The organism is Stenotrophomonas maltophilia, from assembly GCF_013464485.1.
GTDB lineage: Bacteria > Pseudomonadota > Gammaproteobacteria > Xanthomonadales > Xanthomonadaceae > Stenotrophomonas > Stenotrophomonas maltophilia_AW.
Genome location: NZ_RAUX01000032.1, coordinates 103110 through 116906 on the forward strand (window position 1 = coordinate 103110; position 13797 = coordinate 116906).

Sequence of the window (13797 nt, forward strand, 5' to 3'; positions counted from 1 at the left end):
GTAGTGCCGGCCGCKGGCCGGCATTGCCAGGGCGCGCGAGGAGCGGTAGTGCCGGCCGCTGGCCGGCATCCCGAGGATGGATCAGGGCTTGTCGCGCACCAGCGCGTCGGCCTCGACCACGCCGCCATCCTTGCCGTGCAGGTACAGGTGCATGTCCTGCTGCGGATACGGAATGTTGATGCCGGCCTTGTCGAAGCCCAGCTTGATCTGCTCCAGCAGCGTGACCTTGGTGCCGAACCAGTCGCCCGACTTCACATAGCAGCGGATGCCAAGGTTGATCGCATGCGCGCCGAGTTCGTACACCACCACGTCCGGTGCCGGCGCCTGCAGTACACGTGGGTCGGCCTTCATCAGTGCCAGCGCGGTATCGCGCGCGAGCTGGATGTTGTCCTCGTAGCCGATACCCACCACCAGTTCGACGCGGCGGGTCGGTTCGGCGGTCAGGTTGATGATCGGCGCAGCGGTGATCAGCGTGTTCGGAATGGTCGTGTGCTGGTTGTCCGCACCGGTGATGACGGTCTGGAAGATGCGCACTTCGCGCACCGTGCCGGTCTGGCCGGCCACGGTCACCACGTCGCCCACGCGGAACGGACGCAACGTCACCAGCATCACGCCCGAGGCGATGTTGGACAGCGAATCCTTCAATGCCAGGCCAACAGCCAGGCCGGCGGTGCCGAGCACGGCCAGCAGCGGGGTGATCTGCACGCCCAGCGTGCCGATGGCCAGCACCACCACGATCACCAGCGATGCGGCATACACCACATTGCGCAGGAAACTGCCCAGCATCGGGTCCACGCCCATGCGCGCGGTCGCGCGCGGCATCGCGTTGGACAGGCGTCGGGCGATCCACATGCCGACCAGGAACACCACGATCGCGGCCAGCAACGGTACGCCGTAGGTTTCCAGCAGATGTTGCCAGTCGAGTGAATGGAACCAGGGCGTGGTGGCGGGCGTTGCGGGTGCGGCGGCGATCATGCGGACGTCCTTTGCTGCGAAGGGCAGGGCGTCCCAAGGACGCCAGAAACACGAAGCCCCGCAGAGGCGGGGCTTGCGTGCAGCAGCAGTATGGGCGGACGCCGATGAACACGACGTCAGCCTGCGGCTTTCAGTGCATCAGCCGTTGGCCTTCAGCTTGGCCAGGCGCAGCCAGGTATCAACCACGGTGTCCGGATTCAGCGACACCGACTCGATGCCTTCCTGCATCAGCCACTCGGCCAGATCCGGGTGGTCGGACGGGCCTTGGCCGCAGATGCCGACATACTTGCCCTTGGCACGTGCCGACTTGATCGCCATCGACAGCAGCTTCTTCACCGCCGGGTTACGTTCGTCGAACAGGTGGGCGACGATCGACGAGTCGCGGTCCAGGCCCAGGCTGAGCTGGGTCAGGTCGTTGGAGCCGATCGAGAAGCCGTCGAAGATCTCCAGGAACTCATCGGCTAGCAGTGCGTTGGACGGCACTTCGCACATCATGATGATCTTCAGGCCGTTCTCGCCCTGCTTCAGGCCGTTCTGTTCCAGCACCTCGATGACCTTGCGGCCTTCTTCCAGCGTGCGCACGAACGGAATCATCACCCACAGGTTGTCCAGGCCCATCTCGTTGCGCACGCGCAGCACGGCCTTGCACTCCAGCGCGAAGGCGGCCGAGAAGCTCGGGTCGACGTAACGGCTGGCGCCGCGGAAGCCGATCATCGGGTTCTCTTCGTGCGGCTCGTAGTTGCTGCCGCCGATCAGGTTGGCGTACTCGTTGGACTTGAAGTCCGACAGGCGCACGATCACCGCATTCGGTGCGACCGAGGCGGTCAGGGTGGCGATGCCTTCGGCCAGACGGTCCACGTAGAAGCTGACCGGATCACCGTAGCCGGCGATCTTCTCGTCGATCTTCTTCTTGGTCGCCGCGTCCTGGCGGTCGTATTCCAGCAGCGCGTTCGGGTGGATGCCGATGTGGCTGGCGATGATCATTTCCAGGCGGGCCAGGCCGATGCCGGCGTTCGGCAGCTGGCCGAAGTCGAAGGCACGTTCCGGGTTGGCCACGTTCATCATGATCTTCAGCGGTGCCGGCGGCATGTTGCCCAGATCGGTGGTGGTGCGCTCGAAGCCGAGCTTGCCCTCGTAGATGAAGCCGGTATCGCCTTCAGCGCAGCTGACGGTGACCAGCTGGCCATCTTCGATGACCTTGGTGGCGTTGCCTGAACCGACCACGGCCGGCACGCCCAGCTCGCGCGCGATGATCGCGGCGTGGCAGGTACGGCCACCGCGGTTGGTGACGATGGCCGAGGCGCGCTTCATCACCGGTTCCCAGTCCGGGTCGGTCATGTCGGCGATCAGCACGTCGCCCGGCTGCACGCGGTTCATGTCGTCCAGGGTCTTGACCACGCGAGCCACGCCCGAGCCGATCTTGGCGCCGACGGCGCGGCCTTCGGCCAGCACGTTGCCGCCCTTTTCGGTCAGCGCGAAGCGCTCGATCTGGGTGGCGTGGCTGCGCGACTTCACCGTTTCCGGGCGCGCCTGCACGATGAACAGCTTGCCGCTGACACCGTCCTTGGCCCACTCGATGTCCATCGGGCGGCCGTAGTGCTTTTCGATGACCAGCGCCTGCTTGGACAGTTCCTGCACATCCTCGTCGCTGATCGAGAAGGTGTTGCGCAGTTCGGCCGGGGTGTCCTCGATCCTGACGCGCTCACCCGGGACATCCGAGTACACCATGCGGATCGCCTTGCTGCCGAGCGAGCGGCGCAGGATTGCCGGCTTGCCGGCCTGCAGGGTGGGCTTGTAGACGTAGTACTCGTCCGGGTTGACCGCGCCCTGCACGACCATTTCGCCCAGGCCGAACGAGGAGGTGACGAACACCACGTCGCGGAAGCCGGACTCGGTGTCCAGGGTGAACAGCACGCCGGACGAACCGACGCCCGAACGCACCATCAGCTGCACGCCGGCGGACAGGAACACGTCTTCATGCTTGAAGCCGTGGTGCACGCGGTAGGCGATGGCACGGTCGTTGTACAGCGAGGCGAACACCTCCTTGACCTTGTGCACGACGTCGTCGGCACCGGTGACATTGAGGAAGGTTTCCTGCTGGCCGGCGAAGGACGCATCCGGCAGGTCCTCGGCGGTGGCCGACGAACGCACGGCAACGGCCACGTCGCCACCGCCGTTGTCGGCGCTCAGCTTGGCGTAGGCGGTGCGGATGTCCTGGTCCAGCTGCGGCTGCAGCGGGGCATCGATCACCCAGGTGCGGATTTCCTTGCCCGCTGCGGTCAGCGCGTTGACGTCCTCGACGTCCAGCGTGGCCAGCTTGTCGAAGATGCGCTTGGACAGATCGTTGTGCGCGATGAAGTCCTTGAAGGCTTCAGCGGTGGTGGCATAACCGCCCGGCACCGAAACGCCCAGACCGGCCAGGTTGCCGATCATCTCGCCCAGCGACGAATTCTTGCCGCCTACGCGGGCCAGATCGGCCAGACGCAGTTCGTGCAACCACAGGATGTTCTCGTTCAAGCGCGATGCTCCGTTTGGCCATCGCCCGAGGCGGGCTGAGTGGCCGCGTCCGTAGGAAGAAGCCGATATGATGCCGGGCAGAGCACCGTCGGCACAAGCTTGTGCTGGCGGCCTTTTTAAGCTTCGTAGGGGGTAAAAGCGCGCATGTCGACCATCCGTCCGGTGTTCTACGTTTCCGATGGAACCGGTATCACCGCTGAAACCATTGGGCATAGCCTGTTGACCCAGTTCTCCGGGTTCAGCTTCATTACCGACCGGATGTCGTTCGTCGACGACCCCGAAAAAGCGCGTGAAGCCTGCGCCCGGATCCAGGCGGCGGGGGAGCGGTACCAGGTCCGGCCGATCGTGGTGAACTCCTGCGTGGACCAGAGCCTGAGCCTGATCCTGGCCGACAGCGGGGCGCTGATGCTGGATGTGTTCGCGCCGTTCATCGAGCCGCTGGAACGTGAGCTGGCCAGCCCGCGCTTGGCCCGGGTCGGCCAGGCCCACGGCATGGTCGATTTCGACACCTACCACCGCCGCATCAACGCGATGAACTTCGCCCTGACCCATGACGATGGCATCGCGGTGAACTACGACGATGCCGACGTGATCCTGGTGGCGGTGTCGCGCGCCGGCAAGACGCCCACCTGCATCTACCTGGCCCTGCATTACGGCGTGCGCGCGGCCAACTACCCGCTGACCGACGAAGACCTGGAAAGCGACCGCCTGCCGCCGCGCCTGCGCAACTACCGGCGCAAGCTGTTCGGGCTGACCATCGACCCGGACCGCCTGCAGCAGATCCGCCAGGAACGGCGCCCGAATTCGCGCTATGCCAACCTGGACACCTGCAAGCGCGAGGTTGCCGCGGCCGAAGTGATGTTCCAGATGGAGCGCATTCCGACCCTGAGCACCACCCACACCTCGATCGAGGAGATCTCCAGCAAGGTGCTGGCCACGCTGGGGCTGCAGCGCGAGCTGTATTGAGCCGCGCGCCACGCTGCCGGCCAGCGGCCGGCACTACCAGTGGATGCTGCGCCCTGTAGAGCCGAGCCCACGCTCGGCTGCCCTTCGGCCAGAACCCGGTGGCCCAGCCGAGCATGGGCTCGGCGCTACAGCGGTGACAGCGACCGGCGGGTTGGCTGTGGCTCGAACCGCCCCCACGTTGAAGCACCAACGTGTAGGATCGACCCATGGCCCGAGCCTTGCCCCGTACCGAACGCATTCCCCGCCTGAGCCGGCTGAGCTGGCTCATGGGCCTGTACGCGGAAAACTACCGCCATCTGGTGCGACTGTTCGAACCGGCCGGACTGGTGGCGGGCAGCTACATTTCCTCGATTGGCGACGGCCTGGATGTACGCCTGGACGTGATCGAGTGCCACCGCTACACGGTGGAACTGCGCCTGACCTACGATCTGGCTGACCCGGTCACTGGCGAGCCGGATCCGTCGGCCTACGTGCGCCTGTACAGGGACGCGCGCCAGGCCGAGACCACCCACTGCTATGTGGGCCGTCGCTGGCAGGACACCATGGGCCTGTACCCGCCGCCGGCGGAGCTGATCAGCCACCGCATGCGGATGAACACCTTCCTGGGCAAGTGGCTGGAATACCTGGCCGAGCGCGGCCACGGCGTGGCCACCCTGCGCCGTGATCCCGATGGTGCCGGCACGCCCACCGAGCGCCGCCTGTCGCTGGTGCGCTGATCGGCCATAATCCACGGCCGACCTGCCGCTGGATGCTGCCCCATGCCGTATACCCCGATCGTCGCCACCCTGGGCTACGTGCTGTCGCCCGATCGTCGCCAGGTGCTGATGATCCACCGCAACACCCGGCCAGGTGACCACCACCTGGGCAAGTACAACGGTCTGGGCGGCAAGATCGAGGCGGACGAGGATGTGGCCGCCAGCATGCGCCGCGAGATCCAGGAAGAGGCCGGCATCGACTGCACGGAAATGCGCCTGCGCGGCACCCTCAGCTGGCCGGGTTTCGGCAGGCACGGCGAGGACTGGCTGGGCTTCGTGTTCGTCATCGATGGCTTCGAAGGCACCCCGCACAGCGGCAACCACGAAGGCACGCTGGAATGGGTGGACCTGGACAAGCTGGACACGCTGCCGATGTGGGAGGGCGACCGCAACTTCCTGCCGCTGGTGTTCGACGCCGACCCGCGCCCGTTCCACGGCGTGATGCCGTACAAGGACGGCCGCATGGTCAGCTGGTCCTACAGCCGGCTGTGACCCGACGAATCGGCTGGGTGCCAACCATTCCGGTGGGTGCCAACCTTGGTTGGCAGGCTCTTCTGGCTGATTAATACCCGGGCAATATTGACAACCACAAATTACCCGGGCAATATTCGCGCATCGCTTCTGATGCCATTGCCATGCCTGCGTCCCGACTCCCTCCCTTCAGCTGCTTCGACGGCCATCGCCTGGTCGCTTCCGGTACACCGGAAGTGGCAGCGCTGGCACTGAAGCAACTGCGCGTCGACAACGCTGCCGGTCCGCTGCTGGTGTTCGACAACGCCACTGGCCGCACCCGTGATTTCGATACGCGCGGTAGTGACGCAGAGCTGCTGGCGCGGGTGGCCGACGCGCTCCCATCGGCCGTGGAAGCGGATGCCGAAACCGCTCTCGCAGGCGAATCTGCCGCCCCACGTGGCCGTGGACGCCCGAAGCTGGGCGTGGTCGCACGCGAAGTGACGCTGCTACCGCGCCATTGGGCGTGGTTGGCCGAACAACCAGGTGGCGCCTCCGTGGTCCTGCGCAGGCTGGTGGAAGCGGCCAGCCGTGCGGGTGCCGACAAGGACCGGCAGCGCCGCGATACCGAGCGTGCCTATCACTTCCTGCAGGCCATTGCCGGTGATCTACCCGGCTTCGAGGAAGCCATCCGCCTCCTGTTCGCACAGGACCGCGTGGGCCTGGAAGCGGCGTTGCACCGCTGGCCCCGGGACGTGCGCGATCACGCCCTGCAGCTGGCCTTCGATACCCCACCAGTTTAAGTACTGACGACCGACCCAGGGCGCCGTGGTTGAACGGCGGTGCCGCTTGATCGCGGGCGACTGCCTGCTTCCCTTGTGCTTGCTTTGCTGGCGGAAACGCCGGGCAGGGCAGCGCCTTGCCCAGAGAAACCCGATGAGCCTTCCTGAACACGCGACACCTCCGGCTGCGCCACCACTGTCGCGCACCTACCTGGCGCTGCTGCTGCCCATGCTGTTGACCAATGCACTGCAGCTGGCCGCCGGCACGCTGGACAACGTCTACCTCGGCCATCTGCTTGGCACGCAGGCGGTGGCTGCCGCCGCTGCGTTCTTCCCGGTGTTCTTTCTACTGATGGCGCTGGTGTTGGGCCTGGCGACGGGCGCAATGGTGCTGATCGGCCAGGCCTGGGGCGCCCGCCAACCGCAGCGGGCACGCGCGGTGGCCGGCTGCGCGGTGGCGCTTGCCCTGCTGTTGTCGCTGCTGGTGATGGCCATGGGCGGCCTGTTCGCGCCGCAGATGCTGGCGGCACTGGGGACGCCGGCGCCGATCCTCGGCGAGGCCATCGTCTATGCACGGGTACTACTGCTGAGTGCCCCCGTGTTCTTCCTGTTGTGGCTGGCGACGGCCGTGAGCCGCGCAGTGGGGGACGCGAAGACGCCGCTGCATGCGCTGCTGCTGGCGACCATGCTCGGCCTGCTGTGCACGCCTGTGCTGATCGTCGGCTGCGGCGGCCTGCCGCGGCTGGGCGCGGCCAGTGCCGCGGTGTCGGCGGCATCTGCCTCGTTGCTGGCGCTGGTCTGGTTGCTGTGGCGCTGGCATCGCCTGGGGCATCCGCTGGCACCAGGCCATGAACTGCTGCGGGCCATCCGTTTCGATGGCGTGATCATTCGTTCGATGCTGTGCATCGGCGTGCCGTCCTCGCTGCAGATGCTCAGCCTGGCCGTTGCCGAGATCGTGCTGCTGGGTTGGATCAACCGCTATGGCTACACCGCCACGGCGGCCTATGGTGCGGTCAACCAGTTGATGAGCTGGGTGCAGTTGCCCGCGATGTCGCTGGGCATCACCGCCACCATCCTGGCCGCGCATGCGATGGGGGCGGGGCGTGCGGCACGATTGCCCGCCATTGCCCGCACCGGCGTGATGCTGGGCCTGGCGATGCTGACGGTCGTGGTGCTGCTGGTGATGGCGCTGGCACCGTGGCTGACCGGCCTGATCCTGGCCGCGCCGGACGTGCGCCAGCTTGCCACCTGGCAGTTGCGCACGGTGGTGTGGGGCGTACTGGCGATGGGCGGTACCACGGTGCTGGTCGGCGTGATGCGCGGCAGCGGAACCGTACTGCTGCCGGCGTTGCTGGGCATGGCCGCGGTATTGCTGCTGGAACTTCCACTGGCGATGTGGCTGCAGGTGCGGTACGGGTTGGCCGGCCTGTGGTGGGCGTGGCCGCTGGGACTGGTGGCGATGCTGGTGCTGCAGGTGTTCTGTTTTGCTCGCTGGCGGCGGGTGCAGGCTGGGTAGTGCCGGCCGCDGGCCGGCAATMCGGGRTGGRCGGGGCAGCCGGCCMGCGGCCGGCTCTACCACTCGGTCAGGCGGGCAGCTTCAGCGCCGCTGTGCCAGCAGCAGGTGGAAGTGCTTTTCGCGGATCTGGCCATCATTGCCGGCCGCGGATTCCCGGTGGCTGCGCCAGGCCGAGACGCGGAAGCCCGATACCCGCAGTGCGAGCTCCACGGCGTCCAGCTCATGCAGCTGGAAATCGGCGGCAAACGGCAGGCTGCGCATGAAGGCCGCGTCGCCAAACGCCAGGCACAGGCGGCCACCGCGGCGCAGCACCCGCGCCAGCTCATCCAGCACCGGGGCCAGGTTCGGCCAGAAGTACAGCGTGTTGACCGCCAACGCCGCATCCATCGTGGCATCGCTGACCGGGAGAGCGTGGGCATCACCATGGCGCATCGCCGCTCGGTCGGCCAGGCCGGCATTGGCCAGCCGCTGGCGGCCCGCCTCGACCATGGCTGCCGACAATTCGATGCCCAGGTACTGGCTGCCCGGCGCCTGCAGAAGCTGTGGCGCAAAGGCCGCATTGCCGGGGCCGATCTCGAGCACGCATTCGTCAGCCGTCACTGCCAGCAGGCCGATCACCGCCTGATTCAGGGCGCTGTTGCTGCGGTTCATCGAGTCGGCCACGGCCAGCGCGGCGTCGCCATGAGGCTGCCGCAGCTGTGCGGCCAGGGTGGAAGCATCCAGCATCGTCATCGTCCATTGCAGAGTTCCGGACGTGGCGGCGGCGGGTCCGCCGCTGACCATAGCGCTGAGCTCACGCCTTGGGAAGTAGGAAAACCCCACTTCCGGGTGATGAGGAAATGTCCAGCGTCGCGGTCAGTGAGATCTGGTTGTCCACAGGGGGTGTGGATTACGCGTGGGCAACTTTGTGGATAAGCCGTGACAGGCGCCACCCCCCTAGGCTGTCAAGATGGGTGGCGAAAAATTCACCGCAGGTGAGGGTGGGTGACGGAGCGGTGAAGAATCGCCGCAGCCGACGCTGTCACCCACGGCAGCGCTCGCGGTAACCTGTGGGCCTCGATGCTCCGTGAGACCCCATGAAACGTCACTTCTCGATGCTGCGCGAATTCCAGCTGGCCGACTGGTTCACCCTGGCCAATGCGTTCTGCGGCACCGGTGCGGTCTTTGCGGCCATGCGCTTCCTGCAGGATGGTGAGCGCGGCTACCTGCTGTTCGGCATGGCGCTGATCCCGCTGGCCTTCATCTTCGACGCCCTCGACGGACGCATCGCACGTTGGCGCAAATCCAGCTCCACCCTCGGCCGCGAGCTGGACTCGCTGTCCGACGTGATCTCCTTCGGTGTGGCACCGGCGGCGCTGGCCTATGCCTGCGGCATGCAGGGCGGCTGGGACTGGCTGGTGCTGAGCTACTTCGTCTGTTGCGGCGTCAGCCGCCTGGCCCGCTACAACGTCACCGCCGAGGCGCTGGCCGGCGACGAGGGCAAGGTCAAGTACTTCGAGGGCACCCCGATCCCGACCAGCCTGGTGCTGGTGATCGTGCTGGCCATCGCTGCCGGCACCGATGCCATCGGCCAGGACATCTGGTTCGGCCAGTGGCAGATCGGCCCGTGGCAGCTGCACCCGATGGTGCTGTTGTTCGCTCTGTCCGGGTCGTTGATGATCAGCAAGACCCTGCGCATCCCCAAGCCATGAGCCAGCCCAGCGGAGACCTGCGATGACCAGCTCGGCCCACGACGCCGGCAGCAGCGATTTCGAAGCCCTGGCCCGGCAGTACTTTGGTGCCTGGGGGGATGCCCTGCGCCATGCGGGTACGCCCAGCGCACCGTCCGGCGACGACCCCGGCAGCTGGCAACGGCTGTTCGACTGGTGGGGCCAGCTGCTGCCCGAACAGGGGCAGGGTGCGCCGGAAGACGCCGTTCGCCGGTTCCGCGAACAGGCGGGCAGCTGGTACGGCACGATGCAGGACGTGGCCGCACGCTTCGCCGGCCGCGATGCCAGCAGTGCCGACGTGGCCCAGGCCTGGCGTGAAGCGGTGCAGGGGCAGGGCGACGGCATGCTGCAGTGGATGCTGCAGGGCGCCCGTGGCAGTACCCATGCCGGCGCTGCCGTTCCTGAATTCGCTGCCTGGCTGCAGCAGTTCCAGCTGCAGGCAGGACCGTGGCTGCAGAGCCCGGCGTTCGGGCCCGGCCGGGAACACCAGGCGCGCTGGCAGGCCCTGCTGCGCGCGCAGGAGGACTACCAGCAGCATTCGCGCGCCTACGTCGAGCAGATCAAGCAGGCGCTGGACGGGGCCTTCGCGTTGTTCGAGCAGCGATTGGCCGAGCACGAACAACCGGGCAGTCAGCTGACCAGTGCCCGCGCGATGTTCGACCTTTGGATCGAAGTGGCCGAGGAAGCTTACGCCAAGGTCGCGATGTCCGAGCCATTCCAGCAGGTGTATGCCTCGCTGGGCAACGCACAGATGCGCCTGCGCGCGGGCCTGCAGGGCGAGGTCGAACAGATGAGTGAACGTATCGGCCTGCCGACCCGCAGCGAGATGGATGCCGCACACCGCCGCATCGCCGAGCTGGAGCGCAGCCTGCGCCGCCTGCAGGCACAGGTAGCGGTGCTGGCGGGCACTGCCGCGGTGGATCCGGTGGCACAGCCGGCACCGGCAAAGGTGAAGCCCGTTGCGCGCAAAGCTGCGAAGAAGGCCGCGCCTGCGAAGAAGCCAACCGCGAAGAAGGCGTCGGCGAAGAAGGCTGCCGCACGCACCACCGCACGGGCGCGTGACCGATGAAAGGACCGCTGGGCTTCAACGCCGATGACCTGATGCAGGAAACCCTGGCCATGCAGCGCAAGCTGATGGAAGGGCTGAAGCTGCTGCCGCAGGTGGAGGACGTGGACTATGGCGTGACCGCCCGCGAGGAAGTCTGGCGTGATGGCAAGGTGGTGCTGTACCGCTTCGTCGGTGAGCAGGCGCCCATCCGGCGCACCCCGCTGCTGATCGTCTATGCGCTGGTCAACCGGCCGTACATGGTCGACCTGCAGGCCGATCGTTCGCTGGTGCAGAAGCTGCTGGCGCTGGGTCAGGACGTGTACGTGCTGGACTGGGGCTACCCGGATCGCTCGGAGCGCTTCCAGACTCTGGAGGACTATCTGCTGCGCTACATCGATGGCGCAGTGGATGCGCTGCGCGCGCGCAGCGGTGGCCCGGTGGACCTGCTCGGCATCTGCCAGGGCGGCGTGTTCGCGCTGTGCTATGCGGCACTGCGCCGGCAGAAGCTGGGCAAGCTGATCACCATGGTCACTCCGGTCGATTTCCAGACTGCCGACAACATGCTCTCGCACTGGGCACGGCAGGTGGACGTGGACCTGCTGGTGGACACACTGGGCAACATCCCGGCCGACCTGATGAATGCCAGCTACCTGATGCTCAAGCCGTTCCGCCTGAACGTGCAGAAGTATGTCGGCCTGCTCGACATTCTCGATGACAAGGCAGCGCTGGAGGATTTCCTGCGCATGGAGAAGTGGATCTTCGACTCGCCGGACCTGGCCGGCGAAGCGTTCCGTGACTTCATCAAGCAGTTCTACCAGGGCAACGGGCTGGTGAACGGCACCGTGCGAATCGGCGAAGAGGCCGTGGATCTGTCGCAAGTGACCCTTCCAGTGCTGAACATCTATGCCGAGCAGGACCACCTGGTGCCCCCCGATGCCTCGCGCGCGATGCGTGGGCGTCTGGGCACCGGCGACTACACCGAGTCCAGTTTCCGTGGCGGGCATATCGGCATTTACGTGTCCGGGCGCGCGCAGCGGGAAGTGCCGACGACGATTGATGACTGGTTGAAGGCGCGCGACCAGTAGAGTCGGACCATGCTCGACTGACTTTGGGGGGATGATGACGTACCGGATCTTGTTGATTCTTGCAGCACTGCTGGCAGCACCTGTGGCCCAGGCAGCACCCAGTTCTGATGCACGGCGGGAGATCGCCCAGCTGATCGCCAGCCTGGATGGCTCCCAATGCCGGTTCCAGCGCAATGGCAGCTGGCATGATGGCAGCGATGCGCGCGCGCACCTGCAGCGCAAGTACGACTACCTGCTGAAAAAGGACATGGTGGACAGTGCCGAGCAGTTCATCGAGCGCGCCGCCAGCCAGAGCAGCATGAGCGGCAAGCCGTACCGTATCCAGTGCCCGGGGCAGCCTGAACAGACCGCCGCGGCCTGGTTTGGTGCCCGCCTGCAGGCGCTGCGCCAACGCACGCCGTAGATTTGGCCCGGACGTAGCGTCGAGCCACGCTCCAGGGCAGTTGGCCGTTGCGGACGCGCAGCGAAGACTCAGTCGGCGGTAGGGCTAACCGAAGGCGAAATCTGCAACGAGCCCTTGTAGGGGGTGTGCACCACTTGGATGGTGACATCGGGCATGCCCGGCTTCATGCCCTCCGGTACCCGCCTGGAGTAAGTGAATTCCTGGGGCGTCATCACGTCCATCCTGCGCCTGATCGGCGATGCATGGTCAGGAAGAGTGATCTGGTATCTGCCATCACCCGTGAACAGGAAATAGCCGCTTCCTCCGCTGGCCGCGCGCGACTGTGCCGTCTCTGGATCGAAGTACTCAAACCGGTTTCGGCAGGCGTCCCAGCGTGAAATCCCCACGACGGCCGGGTACTTCCCGGAGTGATCGACCTGGGTGTCGCCATTCTCATGGACTGCGGTGGTCAGCCAGAGTGTTCCAGCCAAAGCGGCGTAACGTGGATCAGTCAGGGCGCAGTCGGTGGGCGACGCGCTGACGGAGAAGACAGGAAGCAAGCAAGCCAAAGCCATGATGACTGGGAGGCGCATGATTGTGGTCCAGGATTTGTTCTAGCCATCGTCAAAGATGCATCTGGCGCTTGCCATGAAGAAAGTCCGAAAATTCCATAGCCGCGTGCTGGTCGCCATCCTTCGGTTCGGCTTGGTGCGCTTTGGGTGGTGTGAGCATTCCGTAGACATGGATGAGGTGTAGAGTCGGGCCACGCTCGACCGCCTTCGCGCATTCCGGGGAGACACCGCCATGAACACCGCGCCCAAGACGCTGTCACGTTCATTGAACGACCGCATGATTGCCGGCGTGATGGGCGGCATCGCGCATCGCTTTGGCTGGAATGTCACGCTGGTGCGGATTGTGTTCGTGTTGGTATCGATCGGATCGGCCGCCTTTCCCGGCATCCTGGTCTACCTGATCCTGTGGCTGCTGATTCCCAACGAGGCCGATTGAATATCTCACCCCGGCGTCGGCCGCTCTGGCTATGTGCATTGCAGATGGTGGGCGCAGTCTGGACGTCACCCAATTCCCTGCTCGGCCTGATGGGAGGCCTGGCGGGCATGCTCGGTGGCGCGACACTGCGCTGGAGTGGGCCTGACAGTGCATTGGTGTTCGACCGCTGGCCATGGGGCCCGGGCGGCGCCATTACGCTGGGCAATGTAATCCTGCATACCGGCCATGATCTGGGCGTCTCCTGCCGCACCTATGCGCACCAGGCCGGGTGGGGTGTGGAGCCTTTGATCCGGCTGGACGATCACGAGCGCGCGCACGTCTACCAGTACATGGTGCTGGGGCCGCTGTACCTGCCGGTGTACCTGCTATGCGGCGGGGTGAGTGCGCGCAACCCGTTCGAGCGTGCGGCGGATCATTACGCCCGGTTTGGGCACGGCTGGTGGCCGTAGGTTTCCAGCCAACGGCGCAGCCCCTCGTGGCTTGGTCGCGGAATCCCTGCTTCCTGGGGGCTGGCCGGGTGGGTGGGGCTGGCGGGGACGCCGTGAACCCATCCATGGGGGCTTAGCCGCGGCATCCATGCCGCGGATACCCCSCCCCCCCCCCC

General features: G+C 66.1%; 15 protein-coding genes. 11 read left to right on the forward strand and 4 right to left on the reverse strand.

Features of this window, described 5'->3' with window-relative positions; all coding sequences use genetic code 11:
• Positions 1–81 precede the first annotated feature (81 nt).
• Positions 82–975, reverse strand: a complete 894-nt coding sequence (locus D7Y61_RS14980; RefSeq protein ID WP_180867243.1) for a mechanosensitive ion channel family protein — start codon at positions 973–975, stop codon at positions 82–84.
• Between the two features lie 138 nt (positions 976–1113).
• On the reverse strand, positions 1114–3492 hold the full coding sequence (ppsA, locus tag D7Y61_RS14985; protein WP_180867245.1) for a phosphoenolpyruvate synthase: 2379 nt from the start codon (positions 3490–3492) through the stop codon (positions 1114–1116).
• Between the two features lie 144 nt (positions 3493–3636).
• Between ppsA and ppsR the strand changes: the two genes are divergently transcribed.
• The 5 genes from ppsR (at position 3637) to D7Y61_RS15010 (ending at position 7961) form a co-directional block, all read left to right on the forward strand.
• Complete coding sequence (ppsR, locus tag D7Y61_RS14990; RefSeq protein ID WP_006452040.1) at positions 3637–4458, forward strand: posphoenolpyruvate synthetase regulatory kinase/phosphorylase PpsR; 822 nt, start codon at positions 3637–3639, stop codon at positions 4456–4458.
• A gap of 206 nt (positions 4459–4664) precedes the next feature.
• Positions 4665–5174 carry a DUF1249 domain-containing protein gene (locus D7Y61_RS14995; RefSeq protein ID WP_010484911.1) on the forward strand — a complete coding sequence of 170 codons (510 nt, stop codon included), beginning with the start codon at positions 4665–4667 and terminating at the stop codon, positions 5172–5174.
• A gap of 42 nt (positions 5175–5216) precedes the next feature.
• Positions 5217–5705: an NUDIX hydrolase gene (locus D7Y61_RS15000; protein ID WP_180867247.1), complete on the forward strand. Its 489-nt coding sequence runs from the start codon at positions 5217–5219 to the stop codon at positions 5703–5705.
• Between the two features lie 143 nt (positions 5706–5848).
• Positions 5849–6466, forward strand: a complete 618-nt coding sequence (locus tag D7Y61_RS15005; protein WP_180867250.1) for a DUF2239 family protein — start codon at positions 5849–5851, stop codon at positions 6464–6466.
• 133 nt (positions 6467–6599) lie between these two features.
• A complete protein-coding gene (locus D7Y61_RS15010; protein ID WP_180867253.1) occupies positions 6600–7961 on the forward strand; it encodes an MATE family efflux transporter in 1362 nt (453 codons plus the stop codon).
• Between the two features lie 81 nt (positions 7962–8042).
• Here D7Y61_RS15010 and D7Y61_RS15015 read toward each other — a convergent pair whose 3' ends face one another.
• Positions 8043–8693: a class I SAM-dependent methyltransferase gene (locus tag D7Y61_RS15015; protein ID WP_180867255.1), complete on the reverse strand. Its 651-nt coding sequence runs from the start codon at positions 8691–8693 to the stop codon at positions 8043–8045.
• Between the two features lie 344 nt (positions 8694–9037).
• Between D7Y61_RS15015 and D7Y61_RS15020 the strand changes: the two genes are divergently transcribed.
• Genes D7Y61_RS15020 through D7Y61_RS15035 form a run of 4 tightly spaced genes read left to right on the forward strand, consistent with a single transcriptional unit; the run spans position 9038 to position 12206 of the window.
• Complete coding sequence (locus D7Y61_RS15020; protein ID WP_107233150.1) at positions 9038–9652, forward strand: CDP-alcohol phosphatidyltransferase family protein; 615 nt, start codon at positions 9038–9040, stop codon at positions 9650–9652.
• Between the two features lie 22 nt (positions 9653–9674).
• Complete coding sequence (gene phaE, locus D7Y61_RS15025) at positions 9675–10739, forward strand: class III poly(R)-hydroxyalkanoic acid synthase subunit PhaE (RefSeq protein ID WP_180867258.1); 1065 nt, start codon at positions 9675–9677, stop codon at positions 10737–10739.
• Positions 10736–11803, forward strand: a complete 1068-nt coding sequence (phaC, locus tag D7Y61_RS15030; RefSeq protein WP_180867261.1) for a class III poly(R)-hydroxyalkanoic acid synthase subunit PhaC — start codon at positions 10736–10738, stop codon at positions 11801–11803. Before phaE ends, phaC begins: the two co-directional genes overlap by 4 nt.
• Before the next feature lie 34 nt (positions 11804–11837).
• A complete protein-coding gene (locus D7Y61_RS15035) occupies positions 11838–12206 on the forward strand; it encodes a YfeK family protein (protein ID WP_180867264.1) in 369 nt (122 codons plus the stop codon).
• Positions 12207–12274: 68 nt separating this feature from the next.
• On the opposite strand, the gene D7Y61_RS15040 is transcribed toward D7Y61_RS15035, so the two are convergent.
• Positions 12275–12778: a DUF4822 domain-containing protein gene (locus tag D7Y61_RS15040; RefSeq protein WP_180867267.1), complete on the reverse strand. Its 504-nt coding sequence runs from the start codon at positions 12776–12778 to the stop codon at positions 12275–12277.
• A gap of 211 nt (positions 12779–12989) precedes the next feature.
• Between D7Y61_RS15040 and D7Y61_RS15045 the strand changes: the two genes are divergently transcribed.
• A complete protein-coding gene (locus D7Y61_RS15045) occupies positions 12990–13193 on the forward strand; it encodes a PspC domain-containing protein (RefSeq protein ID WP_180867269.1) in 204 nt (67 codons plus the stop codon).
• Positions 13194–13237: 44 nt separating this feature from the next.
• Positions 13238–13642 (forward strand): hypothetical protein, encoded by a 405-nt coding sequence (locus D7Y61_RS15050; RefSeq protein WP_180867272.1) that lies wholly within the window; start codon positions 13238–13240, stop codon positions 13640–13642.
• The last annotated feature ends 155 nt before the right edge of the window (positions 13643–13797 follow it).